General features: G+C 56.6%; 19 protein-coding genes and 2 pseudogenes. 16 read left to right on the top strand and 5 right to left on the bottom strand.

Annotation, left to right across the window (positions count from 1 at the left end):
• Positions 1 to 11 precede the first annotated feature (11 nt).
• The 4 genes and pseudogenes from tsaE (at position 12) to H9L05_RS18645 (ending at position 2804) form a co-directional block, all read left to right on the top strand.
• Complete coding sequence (gene tsaE / locus H9L05_RS18660; RefSeq protein WP_187732188.1) at positions 12 to 452, top strand: tRNA (adenosine(37)-N6)-threonylcarbamoyltransferase complex ATPase subunit type 1 TsaE; 441 nt, start codon at positions 12 to 14, stop codon at positions 450 to 452.
• Between the two features lie 101 nt (positions 453 to 553).
• A pseudogene (locus tag H9L05_RS18655) lies at positions 554 to 1779 on the top strand (alanine dehydrogenase).
• A gap of 179 nt (positions 1780 to 1958) precedes the next feature.
• Positions 1959 to 2447, top strand: coding sequence for a GNAT family N-acetyltransferase (locus H9L05_RS18650; protein WP_187732187.1), 489 nt, complete (start codon positions 1959 to 1961; stop codon positions 2445 to 2447).
• 54 nt (positions 2448 to 2501) lie between these two features.
• Positions 2502 to 2804 carry a GNAT family N-acetyltransferase gene (locus tag H9L05_RS18645; protein ID WP_187732186.1) on the top strand — a complete coding sequence of 101 codons (303 nt, stop codon included), beginning with the start codon at positions 2502 to 2504 and terminating at the stop codon, positions 2802 to 2804.
• A gap of 25 nt (positions 2805 to 2829) precedes the next feature.
• Here the strand turns inward: H9L05_RS18645 and H9L05_RS18640 are convergent, their stop codons facing one another.
• Positions 2830 to 3735 carry a flavin reductase family protein gene (locus tag H9L05_RS18640; RefSeq protein ID WP_187732185.1) on the bottom strand — a complete coding sequence of 302 codons (906 nt, stop codon included), beginning with the start codon at positions 3733 to 3735 and terminating at the stop codon, positions 2830 to 2832.
• A 65-nt stretch (positions 3736 to 3800) separates the two neighbouring features.
• On the opposite strand from H9L05_RS18640, the gene H9L05_RS18635 reads away from it, so the two are divergent.
• Positions 3801 to 4352 (top strand): RNA 2'-phosphotransferase, encoded by a 552-nt coding sequence (locus H9L05_RS18635; RefSeq protein WP_187732184.1) that lies wholly within the window; start codon positions 3801 to 3803, stop codon positions 4350 to 4352.
• Between the two features lie 22 nt (positions 4353 to 4374).
• On the opposite strand, the gene H9L05_RS18630 is transcribed toward H9L05_RS18635, so the two are convergent.
• Positions 4375 to 4932, bottom strand: coding sequence for a hypothetical protein (locus H9L05_RS18630; protein WP_187732183.1), 558 nt, complete (start codon positions 4930 to 4932; stop codon positions 4375 to 4377).
• Between the two features lie 34 nt (positions 4933 to 4966).
• Between H9L05_RS18630 and H9L05_RS18625 the strand changes: the two genes are divergently transcribed.
• The 11 genes and pseudogenes from H9L05_RS18625 to acs all read left to right on the top strand — a co-directional run bounded on the left by H9L05_RS18625 (position 4967) and on the right by acs (position 17628).
• Entirely contained in the window at positions 4967 to 5893 is a 927-nt protein-coding gene (locus H9L05_RS18625) for a M28 family peptidase (RefSeq protein ID WP_187732182.1), read from the top strand.
• A 160-nt stretch (positions 5894 to 6053) separates the two neighbouring features.
• Positions 6054 to 6476: an IS1/IS1595 family N-terminal zinc-binding domain-containing protein gene (locus H9L05_RS18620; protein ID WP_187311425.1), complete on the top strand. Its 423-nt coding sequence runs from the start codon at positions 6054 to 6056 to the stop codon at positions 6474 to 6476.
• Positions 6477 to 6610: 134 nt separating this feature from the next.
• Positions 6611 to 8116 (top strand): hypothetical protein, encoded by a 1506-nt coding sequence (locus H9L05_RS18615; protein ID WP_223284562.1) that lies wholly within the window; start codon positions 6611 to 6613, stop codon positions 8114 to 8116.
• A 95-nt stretch (positions 8117 to 8211) separates the two neighbouring features.
• Positions 8212 to 9705, top strand: coding sequence for an MFS transporter (locus tag H9L05_RS18610; protein ID WP_187732181.1), 1494 nt, complete (start codon positions 8212 to 8214; stop codon positions 9703 to 9705).
• Between the two features lie 205 nt (positions 9706 to 9910).
• Positions 9911 to 10093: a hypothetical protein gene (locus H9L05_RS18605; protein ID WP_187734363.1), complete on the top strand. Its 183-nt coding sequence runs from the start codon at positions 9911 to 9913 to the stop codon at positions 10091 to 10093.
• A 184-nt stretch (positions 10094 to 10277) separates the two neighbouring features.
• Entirely contained in the window at positions 10278 to 11699 is a 1422-nt protein-coding gene (locus tag H9L05_RS26445) for an SLC5/6 family protein (protein ID WP_317175013.1), read from the top strand.
• Positions 11684 to 13075 (top strand): sensor histidine kinase, encoded by a 1392-nt coding sequence (locus H9L05_RS26440; RefSeq protein WP_317175012.1) that lies wholly within the window; start codon positions 11684 to 11686, stop codon positions 13073 to 13075. Before H9L05_RS26445 ends, H9L05_RS26440 begins: the two co-directional genes overlap by 16 nt.
• Positions 13076 to 13162: 87 nt before the next feature.
• Entirely contained in the window at positions 13163 to 13546 is a 384-nt protein-coding gene (locus H9L05_RS18595) for a response regulator transcription factor (protein ID WP_187732180.1), read from the top strand.
• A gap of 169 nt (positions 13547 to 13715) precedes the next feature.
• A pseudogene (locus H9L05_RS27015) lies at positions 13716 to 15160 on the top strand (AMP-binding protein).
• A complete protein-coding gene (locus tag H9L05_RS25280) occupies positions 15085 to 15672 on the top strand; it encodes an AMP-binding enzyme (RefSeq protein WP_394368443.1) in 588 nt (195 codons plus the stop codon). Before H9L05_RS27015 ends, H9L05_RS25280 begins: the two are co-directional and overlap by 76 nt.
• Positions 15673 to 15717: 45 nt before the next feature.
• Positions 15718 to 17628, top strand: coding sequence for an acetate--CoA ligase (acs, locus tag H9L05_RS18580; RefSeq protein WP_187732179.1), 1911 nt, complete (start codon positions 15718 to 15720; stop codon positions 17626 to 17628).
• Between the two features lie 80 nt (positions 17629 to 17708).
• On the opposite strand, the gene H9L05_RS18575 is transcribed toward acs, so the two are convergent.
• The 3 genes from H9L05_RS18575 to fahA all read right to left on the bottom strand — a co-directional run bounded on the left by H9L05_RS18575 (position 17709) and on the right by fahA (position 20991).
• The gene (locus H9L05_RS18575; RefSeq protein WP_223284561.1) at positions 17709 to 18269 is read right to left on the bottom strand and encodes a hypothetical protein; all 561 of its coding nucleotides are present in this window, start codon (positions 18267 to 18269) and stop codon (positions 17709 to 17711) included.
• A gap of 12 nt (positions 18270 to 18281) precedes the next feature.
• Positions 18282 to 19436: a zinc-dependent alcohol dehydrogenase gene (locus H9L05_RS18570; RefSeq protein ID WP_187732178.1), complete on the bottom strand. Its 1155-nt coding sequence runs from the start codon at positions 19434 to 19436 to the stop codon at positions 18282 to 18284.
• Between the two features lie 274 nt (positions 19437 to 19710).
• On the bottom strand, positions 19711 to 20991 hold the full coding sequence (fahA, locus tag H9L05_RS18565) for a fumarylacetoacetase (protein ID WP_187734337.1): 1281 nt from the start codon (positions 20989 to 20991) through the stop codon (positions 19711 to 19713).
• Between the last annotated feature and the right edge of the window lie 220 nt (positions 20992 to 21211).

The raw sequence follows: 21211 nt of genomic DNA, 5'->3' as shown, positions 1-21211 counted from the left end.
CGCCCTGCACTATGGCAATTCCTGAAACCGAAATAGCCGTTCCATCGCTCGCCGACTTGCCTGCCGCCGCCACGCAGCTCCGGGCGGCCCTCAGCGACCACAATATCATCTTGTTTGAGGGCGAAATGGGCGCGGGCAAAACCACGCTGATCAAGGCACTATGCGAAAACCTGGGCGTGCCGGCCTCCGAAGTCAGCAGCCCTACTTTTTCCTTGGTAAATGAATACCGCGATGCCCGCAACCAGCCCGTCTACCATTTCGATTTTTACCGCCTCGATAATTCGGCCGAAGCTTTAGCAATGGGTGCGCTTGAGTACTTCGATTCTGGCTATCTTTGCCTGATAGAATGGCCAAGCCGAGTATCCGACCTTTTGCCCTCGCGCCATCTACTCGTCACGCTCACGGTCACCGGCGAAGAAGCACGCGTTCTTCAGTTGAAAACGATGGGTTAAAAAGCAGAATTGAAGTAGAAACAAGCCTGTTTTTAAGTCAATTCTATTCTGTAAGCACACTTTAATTCATCGTCTTTAGGTCAACATTTTTACTTGCCATAATGCAGGAAGCAGTACCCCCGGGATTCGAGTCGCTGGCTACGAGCCGTGCCTATTTCACGCAGGAATCGATGCTGGCGGTGGAAACGCGCCGCCGTAAGCTGTTTATCGGGTTGCCCCGCGAATCGTCTCTACAGGAAAATCGTCTGGGTTTGACCCCCGAGGCCGTGAAGCACCTCATCAACGAAGGCCACGAAATCGTGCTGGAAAGCGGGGCCGGCGAGCCCAGCAAATACTCCGACCACGAGTTTTCGGAGGCGGGCGCTACCATCGCCTACTCGCAGAAGGAAGTGTACGAGGCCGACATCATCCTGAAAGTTGCCCCGCCCACCACCGACGAGATCAACCTGATGCGGGCGGGCCAAACCCTGATTTCGGCCCTGCAATTTGGCTCGCTCACCGGCGACTACATTGCTTCGCTCACCCGCAAAAAGATCAATGCCATTGCGTTTGAGCTAATCAAAGACCCCTCGGGCGCCCGGCCCGTAGTGCGCGCCATGAGCGAAATTGCGGGTTCTACGGTCATGCTTATCGCGGCTGAGTACCTCGCCCGCTCCAACGAAGGCAAGGGAATTATTCTGGGGGCATTACGGGCGTGCCGCCTTCGCAGGTGGTCATTCTGGGAGCTGGCACCGTGGCTGAGTATGCCGCCCGCGCCGCCACTGGCCTGGGAGCGGAAGTAAAAGTGTTTGACAACCATATCTATAAGCTGCGCCGCCTGAAGCAAAACCTCGGTACCCAGTTGTATACCAGCACCTTGGATACCTATGTGCTGAATCAGCAAATCCGCCGCGCCGATGTGGTAATTGGGGCTCTGAACGTAGAAGAGGGCCGGATTCCATTTATGGTGCCCGAAAGCGTGGTGGCTACGATGGCGCCTGGTTCCGTTATTATCGACGTAAGCATCGACCAGGGCGGCTGCTTCGAGACCTCCGAGATGACCAGCCACAGCAAGCCCGTGTTCCGCAAGTACGACGTAGTGCATTATTGCGTGCCTAACGTGGCCTCCCGCGTGCCGCGCACCGCCACGGGCGCGCTAAGCAACATCTTCACGCCTATTCTTCAGGAAATCAGCCAGCATGGCGGCGTAAATGAAGTGTTGTTCGCCAATGAGCATTTCCGGGCGGGCGTCTACATCTATAAGGGCTCCCTGACGAATTCTGCCATTGCGAAGAAATTCAATATGCGCTATAAGGAATTGGGGCTAATGATTGCCGTGCGGAATTGACCACTCACAGTACTAAATTTTCTATCTTAAAAAGGCCATTTCTAACACGAAACGGCCTTTTTTGTGGCTGCATCTGTCGCATGCTTTTTAACGGAAATTAGCCTCCTTAAAAGTAGATGCAGCAAGTGTAAGCTTGCTCACATAAAACCGGATTGATCATCGCTAAACAGTCTCTTCCTATGGTATCCACTGACGCAAAACTCATTGCCCACCCGGTACTCGAATTCACCTCAGCCCAGGTAACCGATGCCATGAACCGCTCCTTTGAGGAATACATGGTGCCAATGGTATTCACGCCGGCCACCTTTGAGCGGCGTTTCCGGGGTGAGCATCTCGACGCCGAAGCCAGCAAACTCTGGTTTCGCGGGGAAGAGCTGATCGGAGTGGTATTTATTGCTCGGCGGGGCTGGACGAGCCGGGTGGCGGCAATGGGTGTGGTGCGGGAAGAGCGTGGCAAACAGTATGGCCATCAGATGCTGCAAGCGGCCATAGATGAGGCCATGGCGCGCCGCGACCGATCCATGCTGCTGGAGGTATTTGTAGCTAATGAGCGAGCCCGAAGGCTCTACGAACGGCTGGGCTTCCGCAATGAGCGCGAGCTGTTTCATTTCCGGCTTGTACCCACTCCAAAAAGCCCCCAGACAAGAGCCGGGAACTACAGGAGATAAACCCAGCCGAAGTAGCCCGACTGGTGATGCTGGAAGGCGCCGAACATCTCGTGGATGTACGCGCCCGAGACGCTGATGGGAGCCGCTGCGCCTTCTCGGGCTTTTCAGCTCGATGAAAAGGCCTATGTTATGCTGCGCCAGGATGCAGACCGCACGTTACTGCAGGCGGTGCTGGTGCGGCCCGAGCATCGGCGGCAGGGGCGAGGCCGTGAGCTACTGCACACCGTAGAAGCAGCTTTTCCGAAAAAACCGCTCGTGATTTCTATGCTGCCTACCGGGCCGCTGTATTCGTTTTTGCAGGCGATGCAGTGGGAACCCATGCCCTTGCCTTTGTTTGAGATGGTCCGGCCATTGTAGGCACCGGTTTCTATTCAGACAAGCATCAGCACCTTCCAGGCTTCAAGCAACCGGCCTTCTTCCAGAAGCTTCTTGCCCAGCAACTCCAGTTGCTGGCGTTGCTCCTGGGGGCTTTTTCGTATTTGCTAAGCGTGTAGGCTACCATTGGGTCGTGGCGGTAGGCTTGTATTTCATCAGTGGTTGGTAGCGCAGTAGCTTCAATATTGCCCAGGCGGCCCAGGTTGTTGCCGGTTAGTATATCGGAGTTGCGGATATGCTCGGGCAGCTGGTCGATGCCGATGCCCATGTTGCGGTTGGGCTTGGGCACTTCAAACAGGCTGCTGCCCGAGGCCCGGCAGTACCAGTCGCCGCCGAGGCGGGCAATGGCGTCGAGCTTAAACGGGTCGATGCCGGTGCCGCTGGGCAGCACGATGTCCTCCCGAAAATGGGCCAGCACTACCCGACAAATGACCAGGTTACCGGCCCCGTTATTCTGCCCCAGCTCAATTACCTGCTCTACCACGCACTCGAAGGCCGCCGGCGCTTCCGCCACGCGCGGCGGCCGTACTTTCTGGCTGGGCAGCGCCGTAAAACCGGCTTTTACGAATTCATTCACGCCCTTTTCATACTCCGTGCTGGCCAGCGACATCTGCTCCACCATGGCGTAGTCGCAGATATGAATGACGACTTGCGGTACTTCCCGCACATTTTGCAAGGTGTGTTTCTGCGAGTTGTCGCGGACGCGGTTGGCGGGCGAAAACACCAGAATCGGCGGGTTGGAGCCGAAGCAGTTGAAGAAGCTGTAGGGGCTCAAATTCACGTTTCCTTCCGTATCTACAGTGCTGGCAAACGCCACCGGTCGCGGCGCCACCGCGCCTACCAAAAACGGGTGCAGCTCGGTGGGCTTTATCGTGGCCGGATCTATGGTGCGGAAGGAGGGAAGCGTGGACATGAAAGAATAATGGAGGACGATAAAAAAGCAATGGTAGCTTCGAGCTAGCAAACATAAACTACCTCATGCAGAATAAGGCCTTGAGCAAAACCCTGAGCTACGTGCTGCGCCATAAGCCCGAGGAATTTGGGCTCGCGCTGGACGCCCAAGGCTGGGTGAGCGTAGCCGAACTGCTTCGCGCGCTACAGAATCAGCGGCACGAAGTAACGCCAGAACAGCTAAACGAAGTAGTAGCCACCAACGACAAACAACGGTTCAGCTTATCCGCCGACGGCACGAAGATACGCGCCAATCAAGGCCATTCGGTAGCCGTTGATTTGGGCCTGACGCCAATAACGCCCCCCGAGCTGCTTTACCATGGCACGGCTACACGCTTTCTTGCTTCTATTCGAAAAGACGGACTAAGGAGCGGCAGTCGGCAACACGTTCATTTGTCTGCCGATGCAGTAACAGCCGAAGCTGTAGGACGCCGACATGGCAAACCCGTTGTACTTACCGTGCAAGCAAGCCGGCTACATAGAGCTGGGGGGCTTTTTTACCTCTCGGCGAATGGTGTTTGGCTGACGGAGGCGGTTCCTGCGGAATACCTGCAAGCGGAGGATTCATGCCGAATGTAAGGCCTCCCACATATTAGGCAGACTAATCATCATAGTGCCACTCACGGCTTCTGCTATCATAGCTAGCTTCTACCATGATGCCCGCATAGTACCGGAGTGAGTAATTCTGAACAGCTAAAGCGTCAGTTGAGTCGGGCTGGAGGTAGTAAGTAGTATAAACAAAGGGCCTTCCCTTCAATAATCCCATGGGTGTGGATGGAACCTTTTTCAACTGTCGCGGCACCAGTTGCTCCAGTGCCCCAGGATAGCGGCCGTGCTTCTTTTGGTAGATATTAACCTGTTGAATAATGGTGTCAGCGCGGCGATGGGTTAGGTGATCTTGCCAACTCCAAATCGGTATCATTATAAGGAAACTGAGAAGGGCCGCAACTGCCACTGAACGGATGATACTACGTGTCATCACGGATAAATGTGATACCCAGAACACTGGGATCATAAAGTATACAAAGAGCAAAAATGGTATGCTAAATAATTGTAACATCATTAATATCGGCTCACTGACTTCTGTGTGCAGACACAGCATGACTGCCAGAATTATACCTATACGCTGTAAGGCAGCTCGGCTAATAGATAACTTCACGACTTATAGAGTTTAGCTAATACTTGCGCAGTTTATGCATTTCCGATTATTCTTTCTAATTGCCCTGCTTAGCAACCTTTCGGCATACGCAACGGCTGCTCCAGCCACCGCCGACACCGCCCGTTTGCGGCAGCATATACAGGCCTTGGTTAATACGCCTGAGCCCCGCAACTACCTGCATCTTGCTTCCTTGAATCAGGCCGCGAGCTACATCGAGCGGGAGCTAACCGCCGCAGGTGCCCGCCTCAGCGACCAGCCTTACGAGATTGGGGGGCAAATCTACCGCAATATCATTGCCTCCTTCGGCCCCGAGAACGGGCCCCGCCTCATCGTGGGTGCCCACTACGACGTGTGCGGCGAGCAGCCCGGCGCCGACGATAATGGTTCGGGCGTGGCTGCCTTGCTGGAGCTGGCGCGGTTGCTGAGGCAACAGCAGGATATGAAGTATCGCATTGATCTGGTGGCGTATACCCTGGAAGAGCCGCCCTTTTTCCGGACCAAAAACATGGGCAGCTACATCCACGCCAAATCTCTGTATGACCAGAAGATCCCCGTGCGCGGCATGGTGGCACTCGAAACGCTCGGCTACTACGACGACCACAAAAACACGCAGGATTACCCCGTCAGCTTGCTGAGCTTAGTGTATGGTACCCGCGGCAACTACCTGACCGTGGCCCAGAAATTCGGGAATGGACGCTTCGGGCGGCAGTTTGCCCGGCATTGTCGGCAAGTGGCTGCTTTGCCTGTCAAGCGTTTCAAAGCGCCCGCCTTGCTGCCCGGTATCGACTTTTCCGACCATCTCAACTACTGGCAGTTTGGCTATTCTGCCGTGCTGGTTACTGACACCGCTTTCTACCGCAACAAGCACTACCACGAGCCCACCGATACCCTTGATCGGCTCGATCTGCGCCGCCTGAGCTTAGCAGTAGATGCGGTTTTGGCGGCGTTGTTAAGCTCGTGAGTCGAGGCAGGTATTCTTATGTGTTGCGCTGGTTATGAGAAACTTGTAGACTGCTGGCAGACAGTTATAAATAGATTGGTTTACTATGTAATTAGCTAATCTGATATATCTTTACTAAATAGATATAGCTTATACTTTTTCTGCCTGAGAAAAGCCCCCTATGACAAAGCCATCCTGCCCCAAATGCGATACCACAGAGGCTACAAAAAGTGGGGTTGTGGGCGGCAGGCAGCGTTATAAGTGCAAGAATTGTGGCTACCACTTCTCGGTAGCGAAGGTTGGGCGGGAAATCAATTCCTACTATGTAATCAAGGCGCTTCAATTGTACGTGGAGGGAGTTAGCTACCGCGAAATCGAGCGCCTGCTGGGCGTAAGCCACGTGAGCGTGATGAACTGGGTGAAAAAATACGGCGTAAAAGCCCCTCGCCAGACTGACTACCACCCTACGTATAAAATACTGAATCAGAAGGAGCTGGCGGAGTTTTTTCAGGACCCGCAGCAGCTGAAAGGAGCAGGGCTGGTAGTCACGGAGCTAGGCGATAAGTACATGATGATTCGTTGGGAACGGTTTAAAGGGGTATAGAGCTATAGCACTTAGCGGAAGTATAGCAAGGGTGTGCTTTCGCTGCGAGGATTTTCCTACTTGGTTGGGCCGAACCGGAGAATCGCTCTGGTTTCGGGTAGATGTTCCCACACTTCTTACCCATCCAAGACCCTATGCGAACCGCCCGTTACGCGTTGGCCATCAGTGCCTTATTGTCTGCCGCTGGAGCTTCAGCCCAGGTACAGCCCCCACCCGTTGGCGGACAACCCGCCCCGCCGCCAGCAGCGCCGGCCCCCGCTCCACCTACGCCCACGGCCACGGAGTCTGTGCCATACGGGGCGGGTATGAAAGTGCCCTTATCGCCCGATGGCTCTAAGTATCTGCGTTTTATCACCTGGCACCAGGTCTGGACGCGCTACACGGAGAATAATACCGGCACCTTGCGCGCGCCCAACAAGCCCCAGAGCGACCAGATTGATTTTGCCCTTCGCCGCTCCCGCTTTATCGTGCTGTCGCAGCTGAATCCGCGGTTTTTGGTTTACACCCACATCGGTATCAATAACCAAACAGCCGTGAGTGGCGGCGTGGCCCCGGCTACCGACGCCAAAAAGCCGCAGCTTTTTGTGCACGAGGCGGTAGTGGAGTACAAGGTGAACAAATACCTGAATCTGGGGGCCGGTATGCACTACCAGAACGGGCTTTCACGCATGACGCGCTCCAGTACCATCAATTACCTCACGCTGGACGCGCCGCTCACCAACTGGCCTACCATCGAAGCCATCGACCAGTTTGTGCGCGGTATCGGGGTGTACGGCAAGGGCCGGATTGGCAAGCTGGATTACGTGCTAAGCGTGAACGAGTCGTTCCTTACGAATCAGACGGGGGCGCTAAGTACCCCGTTGGGCTTGGGTACTACAGTAGGCACGGGCGCGACCGCCGTAAATACGGGTACCAATACCGCCCAGTATAATCCGCAGGGCACCGACCACGTCTACCAAGGCTATTTCAGCTACGAATTCCTGGATCAGGAGGCCAACCTTCTGCCCTTCAACGTGGGCACTTACCTGGGAACCAAGCGGGTATTCAACATTGGGGCAGGCTTCTTCTACAACAACGACGGCATGGTGTCGCGGCCCACGAGCAGCATCGTAAATGGCTCCCAGATTGCCGATCCCAACAACATTCAAACGACCAAAAGCGACATCGCGCTGTTCTCGGCCGATGTGTTTTTTGATACGCCCATCAACAAGGAAACCGGTACCGCCTTTACGCTCTATGGGGTTTATTACAACTATAATATGGGCCCCAACCACGTGCGGTTTATCGGAGCTTCCAACCCCGGCTACGGCACCGATGTTCGCCGTGGCAATGCCGTGCCCCACTCCGGTACCGGCAATGTAGGCTACCTCCAGGCCGGCTATCTGCTGCCCACAAATCTGCTGGGGCCGAAGCTGCGCGTGCAGCCATACGCTTCCCACTTGCTGGCCAACTACGAAGGGCTACGCCGCTCCAACGGTGAAACCAGAAACGTCAATATTTTCGATGCGGGGGCCAATTTCTACATCGACGGACACAACGCCAAATTCACGCTCAACTACCGCGCCCGGCCCGACTTCACGAACATCAACAACCTGAACTATCGGCCCGAAATCACGCTCCAAACCCAAGTATCCCTTTAATACGCTGGTGCAGCCGGCCGCTTTGACAGCGTGCGGATTCCCTCCAAACTCCATCGATACTTCCCTATACTCCACAACATAACCCCCCAATCAGCATGGAAAATACTGTTAATCCCGGCTACGGCGCTGTCGCGGATGCGCCTGTAGAGCACGATAATAACGCCGTATCGGAAAGTAAAATCTGGCAGGTTATTACGGCCTCCTCCGTTGGTACCGTCATCGAGTGGTACGACTTCTACATCTTCGGCTCTCTGGCGGCTATCATCGGGCCGGTGCTGTTTGGCACTACGGGCAAGATCGAGGACACCATTCTGGGTACGCTGGCCGTCTTTGGAGCGGGCTTCATCGTGCGGCCTTTCGGAGCAGTGTTCTTCGGTCGCATCGGTGATATGATTGGCCGCAAGTACACCTTTTTGCTTACGCTGCTGATCATGGGTGGTGCCACGTTCATCACCGGCCTCATTCCGAGCTATGACAAAATTGGTATTGCCGCGCCTATTATCGTAACGCTGCTGCGCTTGCTGCAAGGTTTGGCCCTGGGGGGCGAATATGGCGGTGCAACTACCTATGTGGCTGAACATTCGCCAGATAACCGTCGGGGTTACTTCACTTCCTTCATCCAGATTACGGCTACCGCTGGTCTGTTTTTGAGCATTCTGGTCATTATTATTACCCGTAAGAGCCTGGGCGAGGAAGCCTTCAAGGAGTGGGGCTGGCGCATCCCATTTCTCCTCTCCGGTGCCCTGGTAATTGCTTCCTACTATATCCGCCGTAAACTGCACGAGTCGCCTCTTTTTGCCAAAGCGAAGGCTGAAGGCAAAACCAGTAAGAGCCCATTGCGCGAGTCGTTCGTGAACCCTGTAAACCGCCGTTTGGTGCTTATTTCGCTGTTTGGCGCTACAATGGGCCAAGGCGTTGTATGGTACACTGGCCAGTTTTATGCCTATTCCTTCATGCAGAACGTGCTGAAGCTTGACCTCATCGACGCCAGTATTGTACTGTGCGCGGCCCTGCTGCTGGCTACTCCGTTCTTCGTGTATTTTGGCAGCTTATCGGACCGCATCGGCCGCAAGAAAATCATCATGATGGGGCTGCTGTGCGGGGCACTATTTACCATCCCCATTTTCTACGGCCTTAAAGCCTTCGCCGGCCCGCTAACAGAAGTGACTGCCGCTACCGTAGATGCCACCGGTAAAGCCGTACCTGCCGTGATGAAGTCGCTGAATCCCAACCTGATGGCCATGACTGCCCTGACCTTCTGCCTCGTCCTGTTTGTGACAATGGCCTACGGTCCGATTGCGGCTTACCTGGTAGAGCTGTTCCCTACCAAAGTGCGCTACACGTCGCTTTCCTTACCTTATCACATTGGTAATGGCGTGTTTGGTGGCTTTGTGCCTTTCATTGCTACGGCGCTTACCCTGTGGGCCGCTACCAAGCCCGAGGGCACTATATGGAAAGAATACAGCAGCTTTGCCGGCCTGATTTATCCGGTCAGCATTGCCCTGATCTGCTGGGTTATCGGGCAGGCGCTGATGAAAGACGTGCGCAACGTGCGCCTCATGGAGGAAGGCTCCGGCAGCACGCACTAAGAATTCGATAACAGGACGCCCAGCGCTGTTAACGTGTAAAAGTCCGTCGGGCCAGTGGCACGGCGGACTTTTTAGGTTGGGTGAGCAGACCTAACTAGTGTCTGGGGGGCATTTATCAGCGAATGCGTACATTCTACCCGCATCCTTTTGCCTGTCGAGTAGGGCTGCATTTACAGGGTTTCACTTCAAATGTTTCTGGTCGTTTATGGCTTCCATGTCGCCCCAAGAGCAGGCCGAACACCGCCGCGGGCAGCGTCTGCTGTTTCTAGGTTTGCTGTTTGCGGTGCTGCTCAATTACCCGTTGCTGGCCGTTTTCGATCATAATGGTCGGGTGGGGGCATTCCGGTGCTCTACCTCTATGTGCTGCTGGCCTGGGTGGTACTGGTGATGCTCACGGGCTGGCTGGTGAGAACAATTAACAAGTAACATTCAGCATTTAACACTGGGATGCTCGCGAATGAGCGCGTTGTTGGGTTGCCTTGACAAGCTGGCTGCGCCTTACTCAGGCTTTACACCAATTCCCTTATTCCTGCTTCCAGTACAGCTGTTAACTATTAATTGATAACGGTTAAATGAACCAACTGCTCATCATCGGCTTTTCTTTCGGCTACCTGGCTTTGCTTTTCGGCGTGGCCTACGCGGCCGAGCGCCGTTCGGCAGAACGCCGTTCGCTGGTGAGCAACCCCTACGTGTACGCCCTGAGCATGGCCGTGTATTGCACCGCCTGGACGTACTACGGCAGCGTGGGCCACGCTGCCAGCCACGGGCTGGAGTTTGTAGTTATCTACCTGGGTCCCACATTATTGGCTCCGGCCTGGTGGCTGGTGCTGCGCAAAATCATTCGCATCTGCCGCTTGCAGCGCCTCACGTCCATCGCCGATTTTATATCGGCCCGCTATGGCAAAAGCGCTTCCTTGGGTGCCCTCGTCACGGTGGTGTGCGTGCTGGGAATCATTCCTTACATCTCTCTGCAAATCAAGGCTATAGCCGCCTCGTTTAATATCATGACTCGGGGAGCGGCGGCAACCTCCATTGTAGCTGCGGGCGGGGAGGCGACCAGCTCCGCCCTGTACACCACGGTAGCGCTGGCCTTTTTTACCATCATTTTTGGGGTCCGCTCGGTGGAAGCCACCGAGCGCCACGAAGGCATGGTGCTGGCCGTGGCCGTGGAGAGTTTGGTGAAGCTCATCGCCTTTCTAGGCGTGGGAATATTCGTCACGTTCGGGCTGTTTGATGGCTTCGGCGACGTGTTTGAGAAAGCGGCCGCCGAGCCGGCCCTGAGCCGCTTGTTTACGCTGGGCGGGGCGGGCACCAGCGCTACGCAGTGGCTCACGCTACTCATGCTCAGCGTGTCGGCCATACTGCTGCTGCCCCGGCAGTTTCAGGTGTCGGTGGTCGAAAACGTGAATGAGGACCATTTGCGCAAAGCCATGTGGCTGTTTCCGCTCTACCTCATCGTTATCAACCTGTTTGTGCTGCCCATTGCGTTCGGCGGCGTACTGCTCTACGGCGGCCGCGGCCTCGACGCCGATACGTTTGTGCTGGCCTTGCCCCTGAACGCGGGCCAGCGCTGGCTGGCCATGTTCACCTACCTGGGGGGCTTATCGGCGGCCAGCAGCATGATTATCGTCGAGACCATCGCCCTGAGCGTGATGATGAGCAACAACCTGCTCATGCCATTGCTGGTGCGCGTGCCCGCCGCCCGCTCCGAGGTGCGTACGCATTGGTTTGCTTACCTGAGTCAGGTGGCGCTGCAAAGCCGGCGGCTGGCCGTGATACTGGTGCTGCTGCTGGCCTATGGCTACTATATTTTTGTGGGCCATTTGCTGCCGCTGGTGAATATTGGGCTGGTGTCGTTTGCGGCGGTAGCGCAGTTTCTGCCCGTGGTGCTGGGAAGCCTGTACTGGAAAGGCGGCACCCATCAGGGCGCGACGGCGGGCATTCTGGGGGCTTTCTTGTGTGGTTTTTCACCCTTGTCATGCCCACGATGGTAGGGCCGGGGCTGCTGCCCGAGAGCCTGCTGACCGAGGGCTTGTTCGGGCAAAGCTGGCTCCGGCCTTTCGCCTTGTTCGGCCTCACTGACCTGGATTATCTCTCGCACGGACTCTTCTGGAGCTGGTTTTTCAATGTGGGCCTCTACGTAGGGGTTTCGTTGGCGGGCCGGCCCACGGCCTTGGAAGAGCGCCAGGCCGATGTATTCGTGGACGTTTTCCGCTACCGCACCGTATTTGAAGGCCCCAGCGGCTGGCCCAGCTCGGCGGCTCCGCTGCCCGATCTGCGGGCTTTGCTCACCGGCTTTCTGGGAAAAAAACGAACCGCCCAGGCCCTGCACGCCTTCTCCGAGCGCTTCCCCGATGCCGACAACCAATTGGCTGACACAATTGCCCCCCAAGCCGATCCGCGCTTGGTAGCCTATGCCGAAAAGCTGCTGGCCGGTAGTATCGGCCCGGCCTCGGCGCGGCTGCTGCTGTCGTCGGCGGTGGGGGTGGAGGAAATCAGCTTCGATAATGTGGTGGGCATTCTGAAGGAGTCACAGCAGGTAATGGAAGCCAACCGCCAGCTTCAGAAACAGTCGCGCCAGTTGCAGCGCCTCACCGACGACCTGCGCGACGCCTACTCCCAGCTTCAGGAGCTGGACATGCGCAAGGATGAGTTTCTGTATACGGTCACGCACGAGCTGCGCACGCCGCTCACCAGCATTCGGGCTTTGTCGGAAATCCTGAGTGATAACCCGGAAATTGAGGAGGAAGAACGCCTGCGGTTCCTGCACACTATCACCCGCGAGTCGGAGCGCCTGAGCCGCCTGATTACGCTGGTGCTGGACCTGGAAAAGTACGAATCGGGCAAGGCCACGCTGGACTACGGCCCCGTGGATGTGGCCGAGATTATCAACGACGCCATCGAGTCGGTGGGCCAGCTGATGCGCGACAAGCACATCCGGCTCGATGTGGTGGTGCCGCCGAATCTGCCGCTGCTTTCTGGCGACCGCGACCGGCTGATGCAGGTGTTGGTCAATCTGCTGTCCAACGCCATCAAATCGTGCCGCGCCGATGGTGGGGGGCAAATTAGCGTGCTTACGGAAGTCGTGGGCGAAGCCTTGCGCATCAGCGTGCTCGACAACGGCAAGGGCATCGATCCGGCCTATCACGAGCTGATTTTCGATAAGTTTTTTCAGGCCAAAAACCAGACTACCCGCAAGCCCGAAGGCTCGGGCCTAGGCCTGGCCATAACCAAGAAAATTGTGGAGCTGCACGCCGGCCGGATCTGGGTGGAAAGCCGGCCCGACCAGGGTGCCCGCTTCTCTATTGAGCTGCCGGTTTCGGCGGGTAGCAATGCGCCGCAGCCAACCCCCACCGGCACCCAAACCTAAGATTAAGTAACCGCAAACTACATAAGCCCACGGTGCGGCCAGCCTCCGCTTTTACCTCGATTTCCGCTCCCGATCTGTCTTTTCTATATGAAACAGCCCCGAATCTTAATCGTTGATGATGAACCTAATATCGTGATGTCGTTGGAGTTTCTGATGCGCAAAAACGGCTACCACGTCAGCATCGCCCGCAATGGCACGGAGGCTCTGGAAGCCATCAACCAAACGGCTTTCGACATTATTCTGCTGGATATTATGATGCCCGATGTGGATGGCTACCAAGTGTGCCGCCACGTGCGCGCCCACCCCGATCGCCAAGGCACGAAAGTGATTTTCCTGAGCGCCAAAAGCAAGGAGGCCGACGTGCAAAAAGGCTACGAAGCCGGCGCTGACCTCTATATTCCCAAGCCCTTCAGCACGCGCCAACTGGTAAGCAAAGTGCAGGAAATGGTAGCTACCGCCGCCGCTGAGTAGGAAAATAGGTGTAAAAGAAATGTCATGCAGCAGCATATAACACCAGAACGTCATGCAGAGCGGAGCGAAGCATCTCGCGTGCTGATGTCTGAGTACTAATCCTGATAAACACGCGAGATGCTTCGCTCCGCTCTGCATGACGTTCTGGTTAGTAAGTTAATCCCACTCAATCGGAAGAGTAATAACTCACTCCCATGAAAAATGCCCCCAACCGTCTGCTTACGCTGCTGCCCACGCGGCCAGCCTCGCCGACCCCGCCGCCTTCTGGGCCGCGCAGGCCCGGCAACTGACATGGTTCGATGAACCCCAGGAAATCCTGTCGCAGGACGAAAACGGCTTCTACCGGTGGTTTAAGGGCGGCATGCTCAACACCTGCTACCTCGCCCTCGATCATCATGTTGAAACAGGGCGCGGGCAGCAGGTGGCGTTGCTTTATGACTCGCCGGTGACCCAAACCAAGCGGCGCTACACGTATGAGCAGCTGCTGGAGCTTACGGCGCGCTTCGCCGGCGGGCTGCGCGATCTGGGCGTGGGCAAAGGAGATCGGGTCATTATTTATATGCCCAATGTACCGGAAGCGGTAGTCGCTATGCTGGCCTGCGCCCGTCTGGGGGCAGTGCACTCCGTGGTTTTTGGCGGATTTGCCCCCACGAGCTGGCCATACGCATCGATCATGCCCAGCCAAAAGTTATCGTGTCGGCCTCGGGCGGAATCGAGATTGACAAGATTATTCCCTACAAACCTCTGCTCGACGAGGCTATTGCGCTGGCCACTCACAAGCCCGATTATACGGTGGTGCTCCAGCGCTCCTTCGTGCAAGCCGACATGCAATCTGGCCGCGACCTTGATTACCAGGAGCTGCTCACGGCCAAACCTCAGGCTTGCGTGCCCGTGCACGCCACCGACCCGCTTTACATCCTGTATACCTCCGGCACCACCGGCAAACCCAAAGGCGTAGTGCGCGACAACGGAGGCCACGCCGTGGCCCTCAAGTACAGCATGAGCGCGATTTACGGCCTGGCCCCCGGCGAAACTATGTTTACCGGCTCCGACATTGGCTGGGCCGTGGGCCACAGCTACATCGTGTATGGCCCATTGCTGCATGGCTGCACTACAATTCTGTTTGAAGGAAAACCCGTTCGCACGCCCGATGCCGGCACCTTTTGGCGTATAGCTGCTGAATACGGCGCCAGTGTGTTGTTCACAGCCCCAACCGCCATTCGGGCCATCAAAAAAGAAGATCCGGAGGGCAATTGGGCTAAACAGTACGACCTGAGCCGCCTGCGCTACCTTTTCCTGGCCGGAGAGCGCTGCGACCCCGCTACGTATGAATGGGCCGCGCACACGTTGGGCGTACCCGTGATTGACCATTGGTGGCAAACCGAATCGGGGTGGCCGATGCTGGCTACGTTAGTTGGCCTGACGGAAATGCCCCCGCACGCGCCGGGAGCGCCGGCCACCCAGTGCCGGGCTACGATGTGCAGATTCTGGACGAGGCCGGCCACGAGGTGCCCGCTGGCACTACCGGGCTGGTCGCAGTGCGCCTGCCATTGCCTCCCGGCTGCCTGCCCACGCTCTGGCAGGATGATGAGCGGTTCCGCAAATCTTACCTGACGACGTTTCCAGGCTACTACCTCAGCGGCGATGGGGGCTTCCGCGATGCGGAAGGCTACCTTTTCATTATGGGCCGGGTAGATGACGTGATGAATGTGGCCGGCCACCGCCTCAGCACCGGCGAGATGGAAGAGCTATTGGCCGCCCATCCGGCCGTGGCCGAATGCGCCGTGCTAGGCATTGCCGACGAGCTGCGGGGCCAGCGGCCCATCGGCTTGGTTGTGCTGAAAGATGGCCAATCCATTGCGGAGGATGCCCTGGAGCAGGAATTGGTACAAGTAATTCGCTCGCAGATTGGTGCGGTTGCCTGCTTCCGGCAGGTGCTCGTAGTAAAGCGTCTGCCGAAAACCCGGTCGGGCAAAATCCTGCGTAAAACCATGCGTCAGCTTGCCGACGGCGACCAGTTCACCGTACCTTCCACCATCGACGACCCTCTTATCCTGGACGAGATTCGGGCCGGGCTGGAGCGGCGGGGGATAGGTGTGGCTTTTGAAAAAAATGAAGCAATGTAAGCCCTACTAGAACAATACTTCCAACCAAATAACACTCTCCCTACTATGCCCACTCAACATTCGCGCATCCGCACCTTCGAAGAATATACCGACGCCTACAAACGCAGCGTCGAGAACCCCGAGCAATTCTGGGCAGACGTGGCCGAGCCCTTCACCTGGCGCCGCAAGTGGGATACGGTGGTCAAAGCCGACCTAGTAGGGGGACACAATGAATGGTTTAGCGGCGCCAAGCTCAACATCACCGAAAACTGCCTCGACCGCCACCTAGCCACGCGCGGCAACAAGCTGGCGCTGATATGGGAGCCCAACGACCCCAAAACTCGCCAGATTCGGTACACCTACCGCGAGCTGCACCAGGAAGTATGCAGATTTGCCAACGTGCTGCACAATAACGGGGTGGAAAAAGGCGACCGGGTATGTATTTATATGCCCATGATTCCGCAGCTGGCTATTGCCGTGCTGGCCTGCGCCCGCATTGGGGCGGTGCACTCGGTGGTATTTGCTGGCTTTTCCGCCACCGCCATTGCCGACCGCGTGAACGACGCTCAGGCTACCACCGTGCTCACGTCCGATGGCCTCAACCGCGGCGCCCGCCAGATTCCGGTGAAGCGCGTGGTAGACGAGGCGCTCGAAACCTGCCCCAGCGTGCGCCGCGTGATTGTGGTTGAGCACCTGGGCTGGCCCGTGCACATGGAAGAAGGCCGTGATGTGTGGTACCACGAGGAAGCATTGGAAGCAGAAAAGTCCTGCCCGGCCGAGGAAATGGACGCCGAGGACATGCTTTTTATCCTCTATACCTCCGGCAGCACCGGCAAGCCCAAAGGCGTGGTGCATACCCAAGCCGGCTATATGGTGTGGGCTGACTACACGTTTCGCAATGTGTTTCAGGTGCAGGAAAACGACATATACTGGTGCACCGCTGATATTGGCTGGGTCACCGGACACAGCTACCTGCTCTATGGCCCGCTCTTGAGTGGCGCCAGCACGCTTATGTTTGAGGGCGTACCAACTTATCCTAGCGCGGGCCGCTTCTGGGAAGTAATTGACAAGCACGGCGTGAATATCTTCTACACGGCCCCAACCGCCATCCGGTCGCTGATGGCCACGCCCCTTGATAACGTGCTCAGCTACTCCCTCGATTCTCTCCGCATTCTGGGCACCGTGGGCGAGCCCATCAACGTGGAAGCCTGGGATTGGTACCATACCCACGTGGGCAAGGAGCGCTGTCCCATTGTGGATACATGGTGGCAAACCGAAACCGGCGGCATCATGATTTCGGCGCTGGGGAGCATTTCTCCACTCAAACCGGCCCACGCCGGCCAGCCCTTGCCCGGCGTGCAGCCCGTGCTGCTAACCCAGGAAGGAAAGGAAATTGAAGGCAACGAAGAGGAGGGCTATTTGGCCATTAAGTATCCGTGGCCGGGCATGATTCGCACCACCTACGGCGACCATGAGCGCTGCCGCCAAACCTATTTTGGCGCTTACCCCGGCTACTACTTCACCGGCGACGGCGCCCGCCGCGATAAGGACGGACTGTACCGCATCATCGGCCGCGTCGATGACGTGATCAACGTATCGGGCCACCGCTTTGGTACGGCCGAAATCGAGAATGCCATCAACGAAAACGCCTATGTGGTAGAGTCGGCGGTTGTGGGGTACCCGCACGATGTAAAAGGGCAGGGCATCTATGCCTTCGTTATTTGCGGCGAGCCCGTGAAGCCCAACCAACTGTCGCATGTAGAAGCCAGCATTATTGAAACCGTGGTGGCCGAAATCGGTAAAATTGCTAAGCCCGACAAGATTCAGATTGTGTCGGGCTTGCCCAAAACGCGCTCCGGCAAAATCATGCGCCGCATTCTGCGCAAAGTGGCGGAGGGCGAAATCAGCAACCTCGGCGACACCACCACCTTGCTCGACCCCGGCATCGTAGAAGAAATTATTGCCGGAAAGAAGTAATAATGCTTTAACTCAGGTTAGGTAACTCCATAAAAAAGCCCCCAGAACTGCTCTGGGGGCTTTTTTAGCAACTTGGAATTCTACAACGCGTGCGTTTCAGAATAACCGCGGTAGCCTTTCTTATACCCCTTGATCTTGCGTGAGCCCTTGTTCTTCTTGGAATCGGAACTCAGGAAAATCACCACACCCGCCGTAACCGCCGCAATGGCAGCCATCTTGGTCACGAAGGCGGTGCGGTTGTACTTCCACTCCACGGCATAGCCTTTTTCGGCAAAAATATTCGGGATTGTGCCCTTAGAGAAGTCTTCCAGGATGCCTTCCACCACGTTTACGCGGTCGGCAACCAGCAGGGGCAGCCAGTGGCGATATTCATTTTCGCTGTAGTTGAAGGCGAAGCGCCGGATCATGCCGCTCAGCCCACCGGGCGGCACGGTAGTTCCATAAACGGTCGTTACGCGGGGCCGCTCATTCGACTTCAGCACCTCCGTATCATCATGCTGCATCGGCGTGGGGTGCGAGTGGCTGTCAGGGTCCTGCGACACGTTCATCCGATTTCGCATGGGGTAGGTAGGGTCGTTCTTTGGGTCCGCATCTACACCCCAGCCTTTAATCTGCTTGTAATCCTTTATCGTATTTTCCATGATCAGTCGGCTTTACTTGTTAGCGGATGGGGGAATCATAACAGTCTTGATGCAATTATCCAGCTTCGCGGAGAACATACGGTAGCCGTCGGCTACTTCCTCCAGCGGAATGCGGTGGGTAATAATTGCTTTTGGGTTGAGCGTGCCGTTCATCACATGATCAATCAGGCGCGGCAGCAGGCGCTTCACTGAGGTCTGGTTGCCCCGCATGGTGAGGCCTTTGTTCATCATATTCCCGATGGGCACCAGGTTATCGGTGGGGCCGTACACGCCCACAACCGACACAACGCCGCCTTTCTTCGCGGAGTTGATAGCCCAGTGCAGCGCCGTGGCCGAACCAGCCTGAAGCAATCCTTTACGACCCGTAATGGTCTGCATAGGGTCGCCGGATGCTTCGGCCCCGACGGCGTCAATCACGCAGTCGGCACCCATCCAGTCGGTTATTTTCTTGATAAACAGCACCGGGTCGCCGATCTCATCGAAGTTATACACCTCGCAAGGGGCATAATCACGCACGAATTCTAAGCGGTAGTCAACATTATCGAGCACAATAACACGGCCGGCGCCAAACAGCCACGCACAGCGGGCCGCCATAATACCAACCGGGCCAGCACCAAATACCAGTACTGTATCGCCTTGCTGAATACCCGCCATTTCGGCTGCTTGGTAGCCGGTGGGCACTACGTCCGTGAGCAGCACAGCATCATCCGGGTCCATGCCGGCCGGAATAACCGTTGGGCCTACGTTGGCATAAGGTACGCGAGCATATTCTGCCTGGCCGCCATCAAAGCCGCCAGCCGTATGCGAGTAGCCAAAAATGGCCCCCACGGCCGTTGCCATGGTATTCGATTCGTGGCAGTTGCCAAACATGTTCTGCTTGCAGAAGTGACATTCGCCGCAAGCAATATTAAAGGGTACCAGTACTTGGTCGCCCACCTTAATCTTAGTTACATCGGGGCCAACTTCCTCCACTATCCCTACAAACTCGTGCCCGAAGGTCGAACCCACACGGGTGTCGGGTACGTTGCCGTTGTATAAGTGCAGGTCCGACCCACAGATACAGGTACGGGTTACCCGCACAATCGCATCCTGTGGATGCTTGATTTCGGGCATTGGTTTTTGAACGGCACGGACCCTTTTAGGGCCCCGGTATTCCATAGCTAGCATACGTTGGTGGTTTTGGAGAGTGGTAAATGGGGCGCTGGACCGCCAGGGTTTTTTCAGGAATTGTGCTTGCTGAAAAGTCCTATGTCGGCAGTAGATAGTACTGACCTCGCCGACTAAAGTTGCGCACGCTGGCTTCGCTAAGCGCAAATTCGGTTTTGTTTAATGAAGCCAGATAGCTGGCCGGCAACGCAAAACCCCGCTACGGCAGCCCGCAACGGGGTTTTACTGGGCCAAAGAATCTAAGTAACCCAAGTGGCGGTATCTAACCGTAGAATCAAATGATTGCTGGTAAAATCCTCCCGCTTACTTCCCCAAAACCCACGCGCACGCCGTCTTTCTCTGCGAAGCCACGCATCGTTACCGTGTCGCCATCCAGCAGAAACTTGCGCTCAGATCCATCGGCCAACGGCACCGGGCGAGTGCCCTTCCAGGCCAGTTCCAGCATCGAGCCCAGCGAGTCGGGCGTAGAGCCGCTGATGGTACCGCTGGCGTAGAGGTCGCCTACTTGCAGGTTGCAGCCGTTGCTCGTCTGGTGGGTGAGCTGCTGGGCCATGCTCCAGTACATATGCCGGAAGTTGGTTTGGCTCACCACCGTCTGGGGGGCATTTTCGGGCTGAATGGCTACTTCCAGATTAATGTCAAAGTTGTGCGCATCCAGCTGGCGCAGATACAGCAGCGGCTCCGGCTCCTGCACTGGGCCAGCCGTGCGGAAGGGCTCGAGCGCATCCAGCGTCACGACCCAGGGCGAAATGCTGCTGCCGAAGCTTTTGCCCAGAAATGGCCCCAGCGGTACGTATTCCCACGCCTGAATATCGCGGGCGCTCCAGTCGTTGAACAGCACCAAGCCAAAAATATGCTCTTCGGCGTACTGTATCGGCACCGGGGAGCCTAACTCCGTAGAGCGCCCACTTACAAAGGCTACCTCCAGCTCAAAGTCGAGCTGCTGCGAGGGCCCAAAAGTAGGTGCCTCCGCATCGGGAGCTTTGCGCTGCCCATTAGGCCGACGAATCGGCGTACCCGACACCACAATACTGCTGGCACGCCCATGATAACCAATCGGAATGTGGCGCCAGTTGGGCAGCAAGGCATTATTCGGGTCGCGGAACATGGTGCCCACGTTGGTCGCGTGCTCAATACTGGAGTAGAAATCGGTGTAGTTGTTGGGCTTCACGGGGCGCAGCATTTCCACCTCGCTCTGCCGTAGCAGACAGGCCCGCATCGCTTCTTCCTCGCGCAGAGCCGGATTGTCGTGGCGCAGCAATTCACTTACGCGCTGGCGCACAGCCCGCCAAGTAGGCCGCCCCATGGCAATGAACGCGTTCAACGACCGCCGCCGAAACACCTTCGGCTGAGCCGGCCCCAAGTCCAGATCTTCAAAAAAGCCATACTGACAAACTGCGTACAAATCCAGCACATACTCGCCGATGGCTACACCCAGGCGCGTACCTCGCTCCGGCGTTTCAAACACGCCAAACGGCAGATTCTGAATCGGGAAATCACTGGTGGGCGGAATATCAATCCAGGAGCGGAGGGTGGGGTCGTTGGGGTTGGCCATGGAGCGGATGCTTGGTAGGAGGAGGGGCAAAGGTAGAGCCACTCGCTGAAGGGCGTGCAACCTGAACTGAAGTTTAGGTGAAGCCAGTGAAACCGGCTACCTTGGGCTACACCTCCTACTGTTAAATACCGCTAAGGTTTTGGAAGGATTACCAGTTTCTATCATGCCATTGTAAGTATGACATCCGCTACTCCGTTTATTCTCTTTAGCGGAAATATAG

Source organism: Hymenobacter qilianensis (genome assembly GCF_014489555.1).
Classification (GTDB): domain Bacteria; phylum Bacteroidota; class Bacteroidia; order Cytophagales; family Hymenobacteraceae; genus Hymenobacter; species Hymenobacter qilianensis.
The sequence above is the reverse complement of the archived record's forward strand: the minus strand, read 5'-3'. Positions and strand labels throughout refer to the sequence as shown.

What these genes read in the sequence shown, in the direction of transcription:
- H9L05_RS26440 (WP_317175012.1), top strand. Translation starts at nt 11,684, where the DNA reads ATGCCCACGATGGTAGGGCCGGGGCTGCTGCCCGAGAGCCTGCTGACC.
- H9L05_RS18635 (WP_187732184.1), top strand. Translation starts at nt 3,801, where the DNA reads ATGCAGAATAAGGCCTTGAGCAAAACCCTGAGCTACGTGCTGCGCCAT.
- H9L05_RS18650 (WP_187732187.1), top strand. Translation starts at nt 1,959, where the DNA reads ATGGTATCCACTGACGCAAAACTCATTGCCCACCCGGTACTCGAATTC.
- H9L05_RS18645 (WP_187732186.1), top strand. Translation starts at nt 2,502, where the DNA reads ATGTACGCGCCCGAGACGCTGATGGGAGCCGCTGCGCCTTCTCGGGCT.
- acs (WP_187732179.1), top strand. Translation starts at nt 15,718, where the DNA reads ATGCCCACTCAACATTCGCGCATCCGCACCTTCGAAGAATATACCGAC.
- H9L05_RS26445 (WP_317175013.1), top strand. Translation starts at nt 10,278, where the DNA reads ATGAACCAACTGCTCATCATCGGCTTTTCTTTCGGCTACCTGGCTTTG.
- H9L05_RS18615 (WP_223284562.1), top strand. Translation starts at nt 6,611, where the DNA reads ATGCGAACCGCCCGTTACGCGTTGGCCATCAGTGCCTTATTGTCTGCC.
- H9L05_RS18575 (WP_223284561.1), bottom strand. Translation starts at nt 18,269, where the DNA reads ATGGAAAATACGATAAAGGATTACAAGCAGATTAAAGGCTGGGGTGTA.
- H9L05_RS18620 (WP_187311425.1), top strand. Translation starts at nt 6,054, where the DNA reads ATGACAAAGCCATCCTGCCCCAAATGCGATACCACAGAGGCTACAAAA.
- H9L05_RS18640 (WP_187732185.1), bottom strand. Translation starts at nt 3,735, where the DNA reads ATGTCCACGCTTCCCTCCTTCCGCACCATAGATCCGGCCACGATAAAG.
- H9L05_RS18605 (WP_187734363.1), top strand. Translation starts at nt 9,911, where the DNA reads ATGGCTTCCATGTCGCCCCAAGAGCAGGCCGAACACCGCCGCGGGCAG.
- H9L05_RS18625 (WP_187732182.1), top strand. Translation starts at nt 4,967, where the DNA reads ATGCATTTCCGATTATTCTTTCTAATTGCCCTGCTTAGCAACCTTTCG.
- H9L05_RS18610 (WP_187732181.1), top strand. Translation starts at nt 8,212, where the DNA reads ATGGAAAATACTGTTAATCCCGGCTACGGCGCTGTCGCGGATGCGCCT.
- fahA (WP_187734337.1), bottom strand. Translation starts at nt 20,991, where the DNA reads ATGGCCAACCCCAACGACCCCACCCTCCGCTCCTGGATTGATATTCCG.
- H9L05_RS18570 (WP_187732178.1), bottom strand. Translation starts at nt 19,436, where the DNA reads ATGCTAGCTATGGAATACCGGGGCCCTAAAAGGGTCCGTGCCGTTCAA.
- tsaE (WP_187732188.1), top strand. Translation starts at nt 12, where the DNA reads ATGGCAATTCCTGAAACCGAAATAGCCGTTCCATCGCTCGCCGACTTG.
- H9L05_RS18595 (WP_187732180.1), top strand. Translation starts at nt 13,163, where the DNA reads ATGAAACAGCCCCGAATCTTAATCGTTGATGATGAACCTAATATCGTG.